We start from the raw sequence: 15,248 nt of genomic DNA on the forward strand, positions 1-15,248 counted from the left end.
TGGCGCGAATGACGGGACTCGAACCCGCGACCTCCGGCGTGACAGGCCGGCGCTCTAACCAACTGAGCTACATCCGCATCGTTGCGCCTGGGCGCGACGGTCGTCCGTAAACCGAGGGGAGGGCGCTTCCGACCCCTACAAAGTAAGGGGTGGCGCGAATGACGGGACTCGAACCCGCGACCTCCGGCGTGACAGGCCGGCGCTCTAACCAACTGAGCTACATCCGCATATCCCTTCGCCGAAGCGAAAGTGCGACCCGCCCTGCGGCGAGGGGCGTCTGATATGTCGCTCGAAGACTCGTGTCAACGGCGATATCGAAGAAGCGACAAATCGCTGCTGTCGGGCCCCGGATTTCCTTTGGATAACATTCCAGAGCACAGCCCAGGGCTGAAGCCGCGAGCCCTTGTTTTTCCCCGACCGGCGTTAGGGAAAGCAAGTCTAGTTGCGATCGTTTCTCAATGTGGTTCGGACGTTTGAAGCGTTGACGACAGTGGGCTACAACCCGCTCGATTCAAGCCAAGGGCTGTCATGACCGCCTTCCTTCTCCAGTATCTGCCGATCGTGATCTTCCTAGGGATCGCGGCGGCCATCGGCATCGTTTTCATTCTGGCGGCAGCCGTGTTCGCGCCAAGGGCGCCGGACCCGGAAAAGCTCTCCGCGTACGAATGTGGCTTCAACGCCTTTGACGACGCGCGCATGAAGTTCGACGTCCGGTTCTATCTGGTGTCGATCCTCTTCATCATCTTCGACCTGGAAGTGGCGTTCCTGTTCCCCTGGGCGGTCACGCTGATGAAGCTGCCGCACGACGTGGCGCAGTTCGCCTTCTGGTCGATGATGACCTTCCTGGGCGTGCTGACCGTCGGCTTTATCTATGAATGGAAGAAGGGCGCCCTCGAATGGGAGTGATCGTTCCCGCCAATTCCTCGTCGGTGCCCGCGCTGTCGGGCGGCCGTTCGACGGTCGAGGGCTATGACCCCAAGCTGCACGACCCGTTCTTCGACGGCGTCTCGCAGCAGCTGGCCGACAAGGGCTTCATCACGGCCGCCGCCGACGACCTGATCACCTGGGCCCGCACGGGCTCGCTGATGTGGATGACGTTCGGCCTGGCGTGCTGCGCCGTCGAGATGATGCACTCGGCCATGCCGCGCTACGACCTGGAGCGCTACGGCTTCGCGCCGCGCGCCAGCCCGCGTCAGTCGGACGTGATGATCGTCGCCGGCACGTTGACCAACAAGATGGCTCCGGCCCTGCGCAAGGTCTACGACCAGATGCCGGAGCCCCGCTACGTCATCTCGATGGGCAGCTGCGCCAATGGCGGCGGCTACTACTATTACAGCTACAGCGTCGTGCGCGGCTGCGACCGCGTCGTGCCGATCGACATCTACGTGCCGGGCTGCCCGCCTACGGCCGAAGCCCTGGTCTACGGCGTGCTGCAGCTCCAGAAGAAGATCCGTCGCATGGGTACGATCGAGCGATGAGCCAAGATCTCGAAACCCTGGGCCAGGACATCGTCGCCCGCGCGCCCGGCGTGCTGGGTCACTCGGTGGCGTTTGGCGAACTGACGATCGTGGCCAAGGCCGAGGGCGTCGTCGACACTCTGACCTTCCTGCGTGACGACGCCGCGACCCGTTTCCACCAGCTGGTGGACCTGACGGCGGTCGATTACCCCGAGCGCGCCGCGCGCTTCGACGTGGTCTACCACCTGCTGTCGATGGTGAAGAACACCCGCATCCGCCTGAAGGTGATGACCGACGAGGACACCCCGGTGCCCAGCGTCACGCCGGTGTTCCCGGTGGCCGACTGGTTCGAGCGCGAGGCGTTCGACATGTACGGCGTCTTCTTCGAAGGCCATCCGGACCTGCGCCGGATCCTGACCGACTACGGCTTCCACGGCCATCCGCTGCGGAAAGACTTCCCCATGACGGGTTATGTGGAAGTCCGCTACGACGACGAGCTCAAGCGCGTCGTGTACGAACCCGTCAAGATTACCGAGTTCCGTGCGTTCGATTTCCTCTCGCCCTGGGAAGGCGCCAAGTATGCCCTCCCCGGTGACGAGAAAGCTGAAAAGCGAGCAGGGGATGCCTAATCATGGCTTTGCGACGTCCGTCGTTCCGTTCCGCCACCGCGTTCTTTCTGGTCGCCTTTTCGACCGCGTTCCTGATGTCCATCGGGATGCGGCTGACGGGGTGGTTCACGAAGGCGCCGGTGACTACGCCGGATCAGAACAAGTCGCTGGGCGTCGCGATCATGATTTCGGTGATCACGCTGGCCGTCGGGGCCAGTCTCCGGCGCATGACGGTAGCCGAGCTGCGCAGCGCCTTGCTGGGCGCAGCGTCGGTGCTGCTGGCCTTGCCGCTTTCCCAGGCCGCGATCTCCCAGAGCTGGAGCGTCGCGACCACCATCATCACCTTGCTGGGCGTGGTCTTGCTTATGGCTGGACTGGTCGTGTCGCTCAGCATCGAGCAGCGTAACGAAGGTCAGAACCAATGACCGGCACGAATTCGCCCGCCGCGGCGACCGACTTCTTCCGTGACGAACCGACGGTTCCGGCTATCCCGGAAACGCCCGTCCGCAAGTTCAACATCAACTTCGGCCCGCAACACCCGGCCGCGCACGGTGTGCTGCGCCTGGTGCTGGAGCTGGACGGCGAAATCGTCGAACGCGTCGATCCGCACATCGGCCTGCTGCACCGCGGCACCGAGAAGCTGATGGAAGCGCGCACCTATCTGCAGAACATCCCGTACTTCGACCGCCTCGACTACGTGGCGCCGATGAACCAGGAACATGCGTTCTGCCTGGCCATCGAGAAGCTGCTGGGCGTCGAAGTGCCCAAGCGCGGCCAGATCGTCCGCGTGCTGTTCTGCGAGATCGGCCGCATCCTCAATCACCTGCTGAACGTGACGACCCAGGCCATGGACGTCGGCGCCCTGACGCCGCCGCTCTGGGGCTTCGAGGAACGCGAGAAGCTGATGATCTTCTACGAGCGCGCTTGCGGCGCTCGTCTGCACGCCAACTACTTCCGTCCGGGCGGCGTCCACCAGGACCTGACTCCCGAGCTGATCGACGACATCGAGACCTGGGCGAAGGCTTTCCCCAAGATCTGCGACGACATCGAAGGTCTGATCACCGACAACCGTATCTTCAAGCAGCGCAACGTCGACATCGGCGTCGTGACCAAGGAAGACGCCTGGGCCTGGGGTTTCTCGGGCGTGATGGTGCGCGGTTCGGGCATCGCCTGGGACCTGCGCCGCAACCAGCCGTACGAGAACTACAACGAGTTCGAGTTCGACATCCCGCTGGGCAAGAACGGCGACTGCTACGATCGCTATCTGTGCCGCATGCAGGAGATGCGTGAGAGCACCAAGATCATCCTGCAGGCCGTCGCCATGCTGCGCGGCACGCCGGGCCCGGTGCTGACCGAGGACAACAAGGTCAGCCCGCCGCGTCGCGCCGAGATGAAGCGCTCGATGGAAGCCCTGATCCACCACTTCAAGCTCTACACCGAGGGTTTCAAGACGCCGGAAGGCGAGGTCTACGCGGCCGTCGAAGCCCCCAAGGGCGAGTTCGGCGTCTATGTCGTCAGCAACGGCACCAACAAGCCGTACCGCGTGAAGATCAAGGCTCCGGGCTTCTCGCACCTGGCCGCGATGGACTGGATGAACCGCGGCCACCAGCTGGCCGACGTCTCGGCCATCCTGGGCTCGCTCGACATCGTGTTCGGTGAGGTCGACCGGTGAGCCTGGAAGCGATCGCCCAGGCGCAACTCGACGCCTACAACGCCCAGGACCTGGACGCCCACTGCGCCCACTTCGCCGACGACGTCGTCGTGGCGGGCCTGAACGGCGACGTGGCGCGCACGGGCCTCGACGCCTATCGCGCCTTCTATGCCAAGACCTTCGCCGAGTTCCCCAAGAACCACGCGAAGCTGCTGAACCGCATCGTGGTCGGTGCGAACGTGATCGACCACGAGCATGTCGACCGCGGCAACGGCGATGCGCCGTTCCAGGTCGCCGCCATCTACACCTTCAAGGGCGACAAGATCGTCCGCGTGGATTTCGCCCGATGAGCGTACGTCGTCTCGCCAAGGAACAGCCCGCCAGCTTCGCCTTCTCCAAGGACAGCCAGGCCAAGGCCGATTGGTGGAAAGCCAAGTATCCCGCCGTCCGCAAACAGTCGGCGGTGATCCCGATGCTCTGGCTGGCCCAGAAACAGGAAGGCTGGATTTCCGAGCCGGCGATCCAGGAGATCGCCAAGCAGCTCGAGATGCCGGTCATCCGCGTGCTGGAAGTGGCCACCTTCTACGTGATGTTCCAGCTGCAGCCGGTGGGCAAGGTCGCCTTCGTGCAGCTGTGCGGCACCACGCCATGCCAGCTGCGCGGCGCACTGGACCTGAAGGCCGTGCTGAAGGCCAAGATCGGCGACGCCAACCACGTCTCGGCCGACGGCAAGTTCAGCTGGGAAGAGGTCGAGTGTCTGGGCGCGTGCTGCAACGCCCCGATGGCCGCGATCAACGACTACTATTACGAGGATCTGACGCCGGAGAGCCTGGCCCAGATCCTCGACGACTTCGCGGCCGGCAAGGACCCGAAGCCGGGCAGCTACGAAGGCCGCGTGTCGTCGGAGCCGAAGGGCGCGATCCACACCCTGACGGACCCGAAGCTGTACGACGGCTCGTACGCCAAGAAGATCAAGATCCCGAACCTGCCCGAGAAGCCCAAGGCTACGAAGGCTAAGCCGGAGCCGACCGCCTAACATGACCGCCGACGCCGTCATCCAGAAGAAGCGCCTGACCGTGATGATCGCCATCACCTCGGTCTGCTTCGTGCTGGCCGGCGTGGCGATCGTCGGCGCGGTGTCGCTGAAGATCGACTGGCTGCTGCCGGTCTTCTTCGTGGCGCTGGTCGGGGGTCTTGGCTCGCAGATCTGGTTCATCCTGGGCTGGATGCGCGCGGCCAAGCGGGAAGGGACGTCGTCATGATCGACGACAGCGCCCTGAACACCCGCAAGGCGGCTTATGCCGATACTATCCGGGCCCTGGGCCGCCGCGAACGCGGCGTGGGGTTCGTGGCCTGCCTTCTCGGCGCGATCCTGCTGATCTGGGGTCGCACCGCGCAAGACGCGCCGTTCTGGGCGGTTGTCGCCGGCCTCGCCACGATCGGCGCGGGTTGGCTGCTTTTCGCCTATGTCATCATTCGTCGGACGCGCTATGTGCGCGCCCATCCATTCGATCCGCAAAGCTGAGTCATGGTCGGTATCCTCGAAGACAAGGACCGCATCTTCACGAACCTCTACGGTCTCCAGGATTGGGGCCTCGAGGGTGCGAAGAAGCGCGGCTGCTGGAATGGCACCAAGGACATCCTGGACGCCGGGCGCGACTGGATCATCGACAACATGAAGAACTCCGGCCTGCGCGGCCGGGGGGGCGCCGGTTTCTCGACCGGCCTCAAGTGGTCGTTCATGCCCAAGGAAGTGAAGGACGGTCGTCCGCACTACCTCGTCGTCAACGCCGATGAATCCGAGCCGGGCACCTGCAAGGACCGGGAGATCATGCGGCATGATCCGCACCTCCTGATCGAAGGCTGCCTGATCGCCTCGCGCGCCATGCTGGCCCACGCCTGCTACATCTACATCCGCGGCGAGTACGTGTTCGAGCGCGAGCGCCTGGAAGCGGCGATCAAGCAGGCCTACGAAGCCAACCTCGTGGGCAAGAACAACGTCCACGGCTGGGACTTCGACATCTACGTCCACCACGGCGCTGGCGCTTACATCTGCGGTGAAGAAACCGCTCTGCTGGAAAGCCTGGAAGGCAAGAAGGGCCAACCGCGCCTGAAGCCGCCGTTCCCGGCCGGCGCGGGCCTGTACGGCATGCCGACCACGGTCAACAACGTCGAGAGCATCGCCGTCGCCGGCACCATTCTGCGTCGCGGCGCGGCTTGGTTCGCGGGCTTCGGCCGCCCCAACAACGCCGGCACCAAGCTGTTCTGCGTCTCGGGCCACGTGAACCTGCCCTGCAACGTTGAAGAAGCCATGAGCATCCCCTTCCGTCAGCTGATGGAAGACCACTGCGGCGGCATCCGTGGCGGTTGGGGCAACCTGAAGGCCGTCATCCCGGGCGGTTCGTCGGTGCCGATGATCCCGGCCGAGCAGTGCGAAGATCTGCCGATGGACTTCGACGCCCTGCGGAACCTGAAGTCAGGTCTCGGCACGGCCGCGGTTATCGTCATGGACAAGGACACCGACCTGGTCCGCGCCATCGCCCGCCTGTCATACTTCTACAAGCACGAGAGCTGCGGCCAGTGCACGCCGTGCCGCGAAGGCACGGGCTGGATGTGGCGCGTCATGGAACGCATGGCGACCGGTGAGGCCGATCCGAAAGAGATCGACACCCTGCTGGACGTCACGACCCAGGTCGAGGGTCACACCATTTGCGCCCTGGGCGACGCGGCCGCCTGGCCGATCCAGGGTCTGTTCCGCCACTTCCGCCACGAGGTGGAGGAGCGGATCGCTTCCTATCGTAGCGGTCGCCTGCACGTGCAGGGCGCCAAGCTGATCGCGGCGGAGTAACAAGAATGGCTATCGCCAAGGTCAACGGCGTCGAGGTCGAGTTCGAGCCCGGCATGACGGTTCTGCAAGTCGCGGAACTGGCTGGGGAAGAGATCCCGCGCTTCTGCTATCACGAGCGTCTGTCCATCGCCGGCAACTGCCGGATGTGCCTGGTCGAGGTGAAGCCCGGCCCGCCGAAGCCGCAGGCCTCTTGCGCCCTGCCGGCCGCCGAGGGCCAGGAGATCTTCACCAAGACTCCGATGGTCAAGAAGGCCCGCGAAGGGGTGATGGAGTTCCTGCTCATCAACCACCCGCTGGATTGCCCGATCTGCGACCAGGGCGGCGAGTGCGACCTGCAGGACCAGGCCGTCGGCTACGGCCGTGACGACAGCCGCTACGACGAGAACAAGCGCGCGGTCGAAGAGAAGGCCATGGGCCCGCTCATCAAGACCGTGATGACGCGCTGCATCCAGTGCACCCGCTGCGTCCGCTTCATCACCGAAGTCGCCGGCTCGCCGGAGATCGGCCTGATCTCGCGCGGCGAAGACGTTGAAATCACGACCTATCTGGGCGCAGCGGTGACGTCGGAGCTCAGCGCCAACGTGATCGACCTGTGCCCGGTCGGCGCCCTGACCTCCAAGCCCTACGCCTTCGAAGCCCGTCCGTGGGAACTGAAGAAGACCGAGAGCGTCGACGTCATGGACGCTCTGGGCTCGTCGATCCGCGTCGACGCCCGCGCCTCGGCCGTGCTGCGCGTGCTGCCGCGCATCAACGAGGACGTCAACGAAGAGTGGATCTCGGACAAGACGCGCTACGCCGTCGACGGCCTGGGCCGTCAGCGCTTGGACCGTCCGTACGTTCGCGTGAACGGCAGCCTGAAGCCGGCCACCTGGGCCGAAGCCTTCGCCGCCGTCTCGGCCAAGATCAAGGCGACCGCGCCGGACCGCATCGGCGTCATCGCCGGCGACCTGCAGGACGCTGAAAGCCTGAAGGCGACCAAGGACCTCTTCACCGCCTTGGGCGTGAAGAACCTGGACAGCCGTCAGGACGGCTCGGCTCTGGGCGCTGGCCCGCGTGAAGGCTGGCTGTTCAACTCGACCCTGGCCGGCATCGAGAACGCCGACGTCGTGCTGTTCATCGGCGCGAACCCGCGCCTCGAGGCTCCGGTCCTGAACACGCGCTTCCGCAAGCAGTGGATCGCCGGCAGGACCCGCTTCGGCGTCATCGGCGAAAAGGCCGACCTGACGTTCGACTACGACTACCTCGGCGCCGGCGCTCAGAGCCTGTCGGGCTTGGCCAAGAGCAAGGGCGACTTCGTCGCCGCCCTGAAGGCCGCCGAGCGTCCCGCCATCATCATCGGCCAGGGCGCACTGTCGCGCGCCGACGGCGCCGCGATCCTCAAGGCCGCGGCCGGCCTTGCCAAGACCGTCAACGTGGTCCGCGAAGGCTGGAACGGCTGGAACGTCCTGCACACGGCCGCGTCGCGCGTGGCTGGCCTCGACATGGGCTTCGTCCCGGCCGAGGGCGGTCTGGCCGCTGGCGACATGCTGAAGCCGGGCGCCGTGGACGTTCTGTTCCTGCTGGGCGCTGACGAGTGCGAGGCCTCGGCCTCGGGCGCGTTCAAGATCTACCTCGGCACGCACGGCGACGCCGGCGCGCACAAGGCCGACGTGATCCTGCCGGGCGCCGCCTACACCGAGAAGAACGGCCTCTATGTGAACACCGAAGGTCGCGTCCAACAGGGCCGCCGCGCGGTGTTTCCGAAGGGCGAGGCCAAGGAGGACTGGTCGATCCTGCGCGCCCTGTCGGAAGTGCTGGGTCACAAGCTGCCTTACGACAGCCTGGACCAGCTGCGCGCCAAGCTGTTCGCCGACCACCCGACCTTCGGCCAGATCGACTACGCGCCGGGCTCCGTCGCCACGTCGTTCGATGTCGGCGCCCTGGGCGCTGATGGCGAAGCCTCGGACGCGCCGTTCGAAAGCCCGATCAAGGCTTTCCACCTGACCAACCCCATCGCGCGCGCCAGCGTGACCATGGCCGAATGTGCGGCCGTGGCTTCCGGCGCCGCCAAGATCGCGGCGGAGTAGACCGTGGGCCCGACGAATCCGCTTCTCTGGTTTGGTCTCACGACGGGCGGCATCCTGCTGGTCGTGATCTGGGTTCTGCTGAGCCTGGCCTTCCTGCTGCTCGCCGACCGCAAGATCTGGGCAGGCGTCCAGATGCGCAAGGGTCCCAACGTCGTGGGTCCCTTCGGCCTGCTGCAGTCCTTCGCCGACTTCTTCAAGTTCGTGCTGAAGGAAATCGTCATCCCGGCCGGCGCCGACAAGGTGATCTTCCTGCTGGCCCCGCTGGTCAGCCTGATCCTGGGCTTCGTGGGCTGGGCCGTGGTGCCGTTCGCGCCGGGCTGGGTCGTGTCGAACCTCAACGTCGGCATCCTGTACCTGCTGGCGATGAGCTCGCTGGGCGTCTACGGCATCATCATGGGCGGCTGGGCTTCGAACTCGAAGTACCCGTTCCTGGGCGCCCTGCGTTCGGCTGCGCAGATGGTGTCGTACGAAGTCTCGATCGGCCTGATCATCATCACGGTGATCCTGCTGGCCGGCTCGATGAACCTTTCGACCATCGTCGAGAAGCAGACCGGCTGGTTCTGGAACTGGAACGTCTTCGGCGGCGGCCTGAAGAACATCGTCCTGCTGCCGGTCATGATCGTCTCGATGGGCATGTTCTACATCTCGGCCCTGGCCGAGACGAACCGTCCGCCGTTCGACCTTCCGGAAGCCGAATCCGAACTCGTGGCCGGCTACCAGGTCGAGTACAGCTCGACCCCGTACCTGCTGTTCATGGTGGCCGAGTATTCGAACATCGTCCTGATGTGCGCCATGATCAGCGTGCTGTTCTTCGGCGGCTGGAACCCCGGCTTCCCGATCACCTTCACGGCCGGCTGGCCGCCGTTCCTGGTCAACTTCCTGTTGGCCTTGGTGTTCTACGCCAAGATCGTCTTCTGGTTCTTCATGTTCGCCATGGCGAAGGCCATCGTGCCTCGCTACCGCTACGACCAGCTCATGCGCCTCGGTTGGAAGGTGTTCCTGCCGACCTCGCTGGTGCTGGTGGCCGCGGTCGCCGCCTGGCGCGTGTTCGGTCCGGCGGCGTGATGCGCCGCGCCGCCATCCTTGCGCTGGGGCTTTCCGGCCTCGCCCTGACGGCCTGTGCGGGCGTCGCGGCGGCGGATCGGTCCTACTCGCTGGGCGATGGGGTCGTCAGCTACGACGACCTGCGTCGCGAAGGCGACAAGTGCAAGGCCTCGGGCGGGATCATCCAGGCCAAGCAGGACGGGGGAGATCCCGCCCAGCTGTCGAACTACACCTGCGTCATTCCCAAGGCTGGGAAATGAAGCGGATTGTCCTCGGGATCGTGACGGTGGGCCTCTTGGCCGGCTGTTCGACCTGGGGACGCGGTATTCAGCGACCGCCGCAGCGGACGCACGATGAGCAGGTCGAGGCGCGACGAGAACGCGACGCCAAGACCAACAAATGCGTCATCGAGCAGCAGATGCGGCGGCAGCAGAAAGAGCAGGGCAGGGACGTCCGTCCTTTCCCCAAGGAAAAGTGTTAGGAGAGCTCTGGTGTTCCAGCGCATCACTCAAGCGGCCAAGGGCGCGGCCCTTCTGGACTTCGCCGGCGCCTTCGGCCTGGCCATGAAGTACCTGGTCGCGCCGAAGAAGACGGTGATCTACCCGAACGAGCGCGGCCCGCAGTCGCCCCGTTTCCGGGGTGAGCACGCTCTGCGTCGCTATCCGTCGGGCGAGGAGCGCTGCATCGCGTGCAAGCTGTGCGAGGCCATCTGCCCCGCCCAGGCGATCACGATCGAGGCCGAACCGCGCGAGGACGGCAGCCGCCGCACGACCCGGTACGACATCGACATGGTCAAGTGCATCTACTGCGGTCTGTGCCAGGAGGCCTGCCCGGTCGACGCCATCGTCGAAGGTCCGAACATCGAGTTCGCGACCGAGACTCGCGAAGAGCTCTACTACGACAAGGAACGCCTTCTCGATAACGGCGACCGTTGGGAACGCCTGATCGCGAAGAATCTGGAGTTGGACGCGCCCTACCGCTAAACGGTCGGACGAATCCTAGGAGGCGGCGCGCCGTTTGGTTGCGTCGTCATTGGACTTAAGTTTTCAGGGGAGCACCTGGGCCAATGGCCTTGCAGGCGATCGCTTTCTATCTGCTGGCATTCGTGACCATCGCGGCGGGTCTTCTCGTCGTGTCGGCGCGCAATCCCGTGCACTCGGTGCTCTTCCTGATCACCGCCTTCTTCTCGGCCGCCGGCCTCTTCGTCCTGCTGGGCGCGGAGTTCCTGGCGATGCTGCTGATCGTCGTCTATGTCGGCGCGGTGGCGGTGCTGTTCCTGTTCGTCGTCATGATGCTGGACGTCGACTTCGCCGAGCTCCGCCAGGGCTTCGCCCAGTACCTGCCGATCGGCGGGCTGGTCGGGGGCGTCCTGACGCTGGAGATGGTGTTCGTCGCCGCCACGGTGGCCACCAACGGCGCGGCGTCGAAGAACCCGCTGCCGAACGCCTCGCCGGGCGGCGTGCCCAACACCGAAGCGATCGGTCGCGTGCTCTACACCGACTACGTCTTCTTCTTCCAACTGGCGGGCCTGGTGCTGCTGGTCGCCATGATCGGCGCCATCGTCCTGACCCTGCGCCACAAGCCGGGCGTCAAGCGCCAGGACATCGGCAAGCAGGTGGCTCGCACGCCCAAGACCGGCATGGAGCTGGTCCAGATCAAACCGGGTGAGGGGATCTCCGAATGATCGGCCTGCCGCACTATCTCGTCGTCGCCGCGATCCTCTTCACGATCGGCGTCTTCGGCATCTTCGTGAACCGCAAGAACATCATCGTCATCCTGATGTCGATCGAGCTGATCCTGCTGGCGGTGAACATCAACCTGGTGTCGTTCTCGGCCTTCCTGCACGACGTGGCGGGGCAGATCTTCGCCATGTTCGTGCTGACCGTCGCCGCCGCCGAGGCGGCCGTGGGTCTGGCCATCCTTGTGACCTTCTTCCGAAACCGCGGCGACATCGCGGTTGACGACGCCAGCATGATGAAGGGCTAAGCGACGTCATGCAGACGCTTGTCACCATTCTCGTTTTCGCGCCGATCATCGCCGCGGCCATCGCCGGCCTGTTCGGCCGCCGCATCGGCAACGTGGCCTCGCAATCGGTCACCACCGGCGCGCTGATCCTGGCCTGCGGCCTGTCCTGGTACACGTTCAGCCAGTGGACCTGGGGGCACATGGAGGCCTTCACGGTCAACCTGCTGCCGTTCATCCATATCGGCGACTTCATCGCCAACTGGTCGATCCGCATCGACGCCCTGTCGGCGACCATGCTGATCGTGGTCACGACCGTCTCGATGCTCGTGCACATCTATTCCTGGGGCTACATGGCCGAGGACGACAGCAAGCCGCGCTTCTTCGCGTACCTGTCGCTGTTCACCTTCGCCATGCTGTCGCTGGTCACCGCCGCCGACTTCATGCAGCTGTTCTTCGGCTGGGAAGGCGTGGGCCTGGCCTCGTACCTGCTGATCGGCTTCTGGTACAAGAAGCCCTCGGCCAGCGCCGCGGCCATCAAGGCCTTCGTGGTCAACCGCGTCGGCGACTTCGGTTTCGCCCTCGGCATCATGACCACCTACTGGGCGTTCGGCACGATCCAGTTCGCTGAACTCTTCCCGCAGATCGCCGCTAACGCCGGTCGCACCTGGGAGTTCGCCGGTCACGCCTGGCCGCTGATGGATATCGCCTGCTTCCTGCTGTTCATCGGCGCGATGGGCAAGTCGGCGCAGTTCTTCCTGCACACCTGGCTGCCGGACGCCATGGAAGGCCCGACCCCGGTCTCGGCCCTGATCCACGCGGCGACCATGGTCACCGCCGGCGTCTACATGCTGTGCCTGCTGTCGCCGATGTTCGAATACGCCCCGGTGGCGAAGAACATCGTCACGGTGATCGGCGCGGTGACGGCCCTGTTCGCCGCCACGGTCGGCCTGACCCAGAATGACATCAAGCGCGTGATCGCCTACTCGACCTGTTCGCAGCTGGGCTACATGTTCTTCGCGGCCGGGGTCGGCGCCTATCAGGCGGCCATGTTCCACCTGTTCACGCACGCATTCTTCAAGGCGCTGCTGTTCCTGGGCGCCGGTTCGGTGATCCACGGCATGCACCACGAACAGGACATGCGGAAGTACGGCGCCCTGGCCAAGCTGCTGCCGGTGACCTTCATCGCCATGACGATCGGCACGATCGCCATCACGGGCCTCGGCTTCCCGCCGCTGCACCTGGGCTTCGCCGGCTTCTACTCGAAGGACACCATCATCGAAGCGGCCTTCGCCGCCGGTGGCCACAACTCGACCGCCATGTTCGCATGGGTGATCGGCGTGCTGGTGGCGGGCCTGACCTCGTTCTACTCGTGGCGCCTGGCCTTCTTCACCTTCAACGGCAAGGCCCGCTGGGGTCATGACGACCACCATGCTCATGACGATCATGCTCACGACGCCCACGGCGCCGCGCACGAGACGCACGACGAGCCGCTGGCCGATGACCACGCTCACGACGATCACGGCCATGGTCATGACCACAAGCCGCACGAGAGCCCGTGGGTCATGCTGGCGCCGCTGATCGCGCTTTCGGCCGGCGCCGTCCTGGCGGGCTTCGTGTTCGTCGACTACTTCGTCGGCCACCACCAGGAAGAGTTCTGGCGCGGCGCGATCTACAACGCCCCGACCAACCACGTGCTGCATGAAGCGCATGAAGTGGCCGAATGGGTGAAGTGGAGCCCGCTGATAGCCTCGATCCTGGGCCTGATCATCGCGGTCTATGTCTACCTGCTGAAGGGCGACCAGCGCCTGGGCCTGAAACTGGCCGAGCGCAAGGGCCCGCTGTACGTCTTCTTCTACAACAAGTGGTTCTTCGACGAACTCTACGCGGCCACCTTCGTGCGCTTCGCCAAGTTCCTCGGCGACCTGTTCTGGAAGGGCGGCGACCAGAAGATCATCGACGGCCTGGGCCCGGATGGTGTCTCCAACCTCTCGTATGAGGTGGGCAAGCGCACCGGCAAGCTGCAGACCGGCTATCTCTACCACTACGCGTTTGTCATGCTGCTCGGCGTCGCCGGCCTGCTGACCTTCGCCCTGTACGCCTTCCGTTGAGGGGGACGGAGCTCATGAGCGGCCTTCTCAGCCTTACGACCTTCGCGCCGATCGTCGGCGTCGCGGTGATCCTCGCCGCGCGCGCCCTGCACGGCGGCGGGGAAAAGACCGACACGCTAGCCAAGTGGATCGCGCTCGTGACCACGCTGGTCACGTTCGGCCTGTCGATCATCCTGACCGTCCAGTTCGACCCGAAGAACCCGGGCTTCCAGTTCGTGGAAGACTTCGCCTGGTTCGCGGGCATCCACTACCGCATGGGCATCGACGGCATCTCGGTGCTGTTCGTGCTGCTGACGGCGTTCCTGCTGCCGATCTGTATCGTGGCCAGCTGGAAGTCGATCGAGAAGCGCGTCGTCGAATACCTGATCGCCTTCCTGGTCCTGGAGACCCTGGTGATCGGCGTGTTCTGCGCCATGGACCTGATCCTCTTCTATCTGTTCTTCGAGTTCGGCCTGGTCCCGATGTTCCTGATCATCGGCATCTGGGGCGGCAAGCGCCGGGTGTACGCGGCGTACAAGTTCTTCCTCTACACGCTGCTCGGCTCGGTGCTGATGCTGGCGGCCATCCTGGCGATGATCGGCATCGCGGGCACCTCGTCGATCCCGGTGCTGATGACGTTCAAGTTCGCCCCGTGGCTGCAGACCTGGCTTTGGCTGGCCTTCTTCGCGTCGTTCGCGGTGAAGATGCCGATGTGGCCGGTGCACACCTGGCTGCCCGACGCCCACGTCGAGGCGCCGACGGCCGGTTCGGTCATCCTGGCGGGCATCCTGCTGAAGATGGGCGGCTACGGCTTCATGCGCTTCAGCCTGCCGATGTTCCCCAACGCCTCGGAGTTCTTCCAGCCGCTGGTGTTCGCGATGTCGGCCATCGCCATCGTCTACACCTCGCTGGTCGCCTTCCGTCAGACCGACATCAAGAAGCTGATCGCCTATTCGTCGGTCGCCCACATGGGCTTTGTGACCATGGGCATCTTCTCGGGCAATGCGGCAGGCGAGCAGGGCGCTCTGTTCCAGATGCTGAGCCACGGGGTGATCTCCGGCGCGCTCTTCCTCTGCGTCGGCGTCGTCTACGACCGCATGCACACCCGCGAGATCGCCTTCTACGGCGGCCTGACCAACCGCATGCCGCACTACGCCTTCGTGTTCCTGCTGTTCACGATGGGCAATGTCGGCCTGCCGGGCACCTCGGGCTTCGTCGGTGAAATCCTGACGATGACCGGCGTCTACAAGGCCTCGACCTGGACGGCGATCGTGTCGGCCACCGGCGTGATCCTGTCGGCGATGTACGCCCTGACCCTGTACCGCCGGGTCATGTTCGGCGAGATCACCAATCCCGAGCTCAAGACCATCACCGATCTGGATGCTCGTGAGATCCTGCTGTTCGTGCCGCTGATCGCGATGACCCTGATCCTGGGCGTCTATCCCAATCTCGTGTTCAACCTGACCGCGACGTCCGTCGACGCGCTCGTCGGCGCCTGGCGCGCCGCCGTGGGCGGGTGAGG

General features: G+C 64.9%; 19 protein-coding genes and 2 tRNA genes. 19 read left to right on the plus strand and 2 right to left on the minus strand.

What is annotated here, in order from left to right; all coding sequences use genetic code 11:
* Positions 1-77 (minus strand) — tRNA-Asp (locus AC1RR5_RS23945).
* 73 nt (positions 78-150) lie between these two features.
* Positions 151-227 (minus strand) — tRNA-Asp (locus AC1RR5_RS23950).
* Between the two features lie 301 nt (positions 228-528).
* Between AC1RR5_RS23950 and AC1RR5_RS23955 the strand changes: the two genes are divergently transcribed.
* From AC1RR5_RS23955 to AC1RR5_RS24045, 19 genes are all read left to right on the plus strand, one after another.
* Positions 529-906: an NADH-quinone oxidoreductase subunit A gene (locus tag AC1RR5_RS23955; protein WP_454716357.1), complete on the plus strand. Its 378-nt coding sequence runs from the start codon at positions 529-531 to the stop codon at positions 904-906.
* Entirely contained in the window at positions 876-1,478 is a 603-nt protein-coding gene (locus tag AC1RR5_RS23960; protein WP_454760131.1) for a NuoB/complex I 20 kDa subunit family protein, read from the plus strand. The genes AC1RR5_RS23955 and AC1RR5_RS23960 overlap by 31 nt, the downstream gene beginning before the upstream one ends.
* Complete coding sequence (locus AC1RR5_RS23965; RefSeq protein ID WP_492925765.1) at positions 1,475-2,086, plus strand: NADH-quinone oxidoreductase subunit C; 612 nt, start codon at positions 1,475-1,477, stop codon at positions 2,084-2,086. The genes AC1RR5_RS23960 and AC1RR5_RS23965 overlap by 4 nt, the downstream gene beginning before the upstream one ends.
* 2 nt (positions 2,087-2,088) lie before the next feature.
* Entirely contained in the window at positions 2,089-2,490 is a 402-nt protein-coding gene (locus AC1RR5_RS23970) for a hypothetical protein (protein WP_492925767.1), read from the plus strand.
* The gene (locus AC1RR5_RS23975) at positions 2,487-3,737 is read left to right on the plus strand and encodes an NADH-quinone oxidoreductase subunit D (protein ID WP_492925769.1); all 1,251 of its coding nucleotides are present in this window, start codon (positions 2,487-2,489) and stop codon (positions 3,735-3,737) included. The genes AC1RR5_RS23970 and AC1RR5_RS23975 overlap by 4 nt, the downstream gene beginning before the upstream one ends.
* On the plus strand, positions 3,734-4,066 hold the full coding sequence (locus AC1RR5_RS23980; RefSeq protein ID WP_492925771.1) for a nuclear transport factor 2 family protein: 333 nt from the start codon (positions 3,734-3,736) through the stop codon (positions 4,064-4,066). Before AC1RR5_RS23975 ends, AC1RR5_RS23980 begins: the two co-directional genes overlap by 4 nt.
* Positions 4,063-4,752 (plus strand): NADH-quinone oxidoreductase subunit NuoE, encoded by a 690-nt coding sequence (gene nuoE / locus AC1RR5_RS23985; protein ID WP_492810938.1) that lies wholly within the window; start codon positions 4,063-4,065, stop codon positions 4,750-4,752. The genes AC1RR5_RS23980 and nuoE overlap by 4 nt, the downstream gene beginning before the upstream one ends.
* Position 4,753: 1 nt before the next feature.
* A complete protein-coding gene (locus AC1RR5_RS23990) occupies positions 4,754-4,978 on the plus strand; it encodes a hypothetical protein (RefSeq protein ID WP_492925773.1) in 225 nt (74 codons plus the stop codon).
* Positions 4,975-5,241, plus strand: a complete 267-nt coding sequence (locus AC1RR5_RS23995) for a hypothetical protein (protein WP_492925775.1) — start codon at positions 4,975-4,977, stop codon at positions 5,239-5,241. Before AC1RR5_RS23990 ends, AC1RR5_RS23995 begins: the two co-directional genes overlap by 4 nt.
* A 3-nt stretch (positions 5,242-5,244) precedes the next feature.
* Entirely contained in the window at positions 5,245-6,564 is a 1,320-nt protein-coding gene (gene nuoF / locus AC1RR5_RS24000) for an NADH-quinone oxidoreductase subunit NuoF (RefSeq protein WP_492925777.1), read from the plus strand.
* A 5-nt stretch (positions 6,565-6,569) separates the two neighbouring features.
* Positions 6,570-8,630: an NADH-quinone oxidoreductase subunit NuoG gene (gene nuoG / locus AC1RR5_RS24005; RefSeq protein ID WP_492925779.1), complete on the plus strand. Its 2,061-nt coding sequence runs from the start codon at positions 6,570-6,572 to the stop codon at positions 8,628-8,630.
* 3 nt (positions 8,631-8,633) lie between these two features.
* Positions 8,634-9,695 carry an NADH-quinone oxidoreductase subunit NuoH gene (gene nuoH / locus AC1RR5_RS24010; RefSeq protein ID WP_492925781.1) on the plus strand — a complete coding sequence of 354 codons (1,062 nt, stop codon included), beginning with the start codon at positions 8,634-8,636 and terminating at the stop codon, positions 9,693-9,695.
* On the plus strand, positions 9,695-9,934 hold the full coding sequence (locus tag AC1RR5_RS24015; protein WP_492925783.1) for a hypothetical protein: 240 nt from the start codon (positions 9,695-9,697) through the stop codon (positions 9,932-9,934). Before nuoH ends, AC1RR5_RS24015 begins: the two co-directional genes overlap by 1 nt.
* A complete protein-coding gene (locus AC1RR5_RS24020; RefSeq protein WP_492925785.1) occupies positions 9,931-10,155 on the plus strand; it encodes a membrane lipoprotein lipid attachment site-containing protein in 225 nt (74 codons plus the stop codon). Before AC1RR5_RS24015 ends, AC1RR5_RS24020 begins: the two co-directional genes overlap by 4 nt.
* Before the next feature lie 10 nt (positions 10,156-10,165).
* Positions 10,166-10,657, plus strand: coding sequence for an NADH-quinone oxidoreductase subunit NuoI (nuoI, locus tag AC1RR5_RS24025; protein ID WP_184719347.1), 492 nt, complete (start codon positions 10,166-10,168; stop codon positions 10,655-10,657).
* Between the two features lie 83 nt (positions 10,658-10,740).
* Positions 10,741-11,358, plus strand: a complete 618-nt coding sequence (locus AC1RR5_RS24030; RefSeq protein ID WP_492925787.1) for an NADH-quinone oxidoreductase subunit J — start codon at positions 10,741-10,743, stop codon at positions 11,356-11,358.
* On the plus strand, positions 11,355-11,660 hold the full coding sequence (gene nuoK / locus AC1RR5_RS24035) for an NADH-quinone oxidoreductase subunit NuoK (protein WP_184719350.1): 306 nt from the start codon (positions 11,355-11,357) through the stop codon (positions 11,658-11,660). Before AC1RR5_RS24030 ends, nuoK begins: the two co-directional genes overlap by 4 nt.
* 8 nt (positions 11,661-11,668) lie before the next feature.
* Positions 11,669-13,747 carry an NADH-quinone oxidoreductase subunit L gene (gene nuoL / locus AC1RR5_RS24040; RefSeq protein WP_492925790.1) on the plus strand — a complete coding sequence of 693 codons (2,079 nt, stop codon included), beginning with the start codon at positions 11,669-11,671 and terminating at the stop codon, positions 13,745-13,747.
* Positions 13,744-15,246: an NADH-quinone oxidoreductase subunit M gene (locus tag AC1RR5_RS24045; RefSeq protein WP_492925792.1), complete on the plus strand. Its 1,503-nt coding sequence runs from the start codon at positions 13,744-13,746 to the stop codon at positions 15,244-15,246. Before nuoL ends, AC1RR5_RS24045 begins: the two co-directional genes overlap by 4 nt.
* Positions 15,247-15,248 lie beyond the last annotated feature (2 nt).

Source organism: Caulobacter sp. GW821-FHT11E11, from assembly GCF_058808315.1.

Coding starts and splice junctions, on each gene's coding strand:
- AC1RR5_RS23955 (WP_454716357.1), top strand. CDS start 529: ATGACCGCCTTCCTTCTCCAGTATCTGCCGATCGTGATCTTCCTAGGG.
- AC1RR5_RS23960 (WP_454760131.1), top strand. CDS start 876: ATGGAAGAAGGGCGCCCTCGAATGGGAGTGATCGTTCCCGCCAATTCC.
- AC1RR5_RS23965 (WP_492925765.1), top strand. CDS start 1,475: ATGAGCCAAGATCTCGAAACCCTGGGCCAGGACATCGTCGCCCGCGCG.
- AC1RR5_RS23970 (WP_492925767.1), top strand. CDS start 2,089: ATGGCTTTGCGACGTCCGTCGTTCCGTTCCGCCACCGCGTTCTTTCTG.
- AC1RR5_RS23975 (WP_492925769.1), top strand. CDS start 2,487: ATGACCGGCACGAATTCGCCCGCCGCGGCGACCGACTTCTTCCGTGAC.
- nuoE (WP_492810938.1), top strand. CDS start 4,063: ATGAGCGTACGTCGTCTCGCCAAGGAACAGCCCGCCAGCTTCGCCTTC.
- AC1RR5_RS23990 (WP_492925773.1), top strand. CDS start 4,754: ATGACCGCCGACGCCGTCATCCAGAAGAAGCGCCTGACCGTGATGATC.
- AC1RR5_RS23995 (WP_492925775.1), top strand. CDS start 4,975: ATGATCGACGACAGCGCCCTGAACACCCGCAAGGCGGCTTATGCCGAT.
- nuoF (WP_492925777.1), top strand. CDS start 5,245: ATGGTCGGTATCCTCGAAGACAAGGACCGCATCTTCACGAACCTCTAC.
- nuoG (WP_492925779.1), top strand. CDS start 6,570: ATGGCTATCGCCAAGGTCAACGGCGTCGAGGTCGAGTTCGAGCCCGGC.
- AC1RR5_RS24015 (WP_492925783.1), top strand. CDS start 9,695: ATGCGCCGCGCCGCCATCCTTGCGCTGGGGCTTTCCGGCCTCGCCCTG.
- AC1RR5_RS24020 (WP_492925785.1), top strand. CDS start 9,931: ATGAAGCGGATTGTCCTCGGGATCGTGACGGTGGGCCTCTTGGCCGGC.
- AC1RR5_RS24030 (WP_492925787.1), top strand. CDS start 10,741: ATGGCCTTGCAGGCGATCGCTTTCTATCTGCTGGCATTCGTGACCATC.
- nuoK (WP_184719350.1), top strand. CDS start 11,355: ATGATCGGCCTGCCGCACTATCTCGTCGTCGCCGCGATCCTCTTCACG.
- nuoL (WP_492925790.1), top strand. CDS start 11,669: ATGCAGACGCTTGTCACCATTCTCGTTTTCGCGCCGATCATCGCCGCG.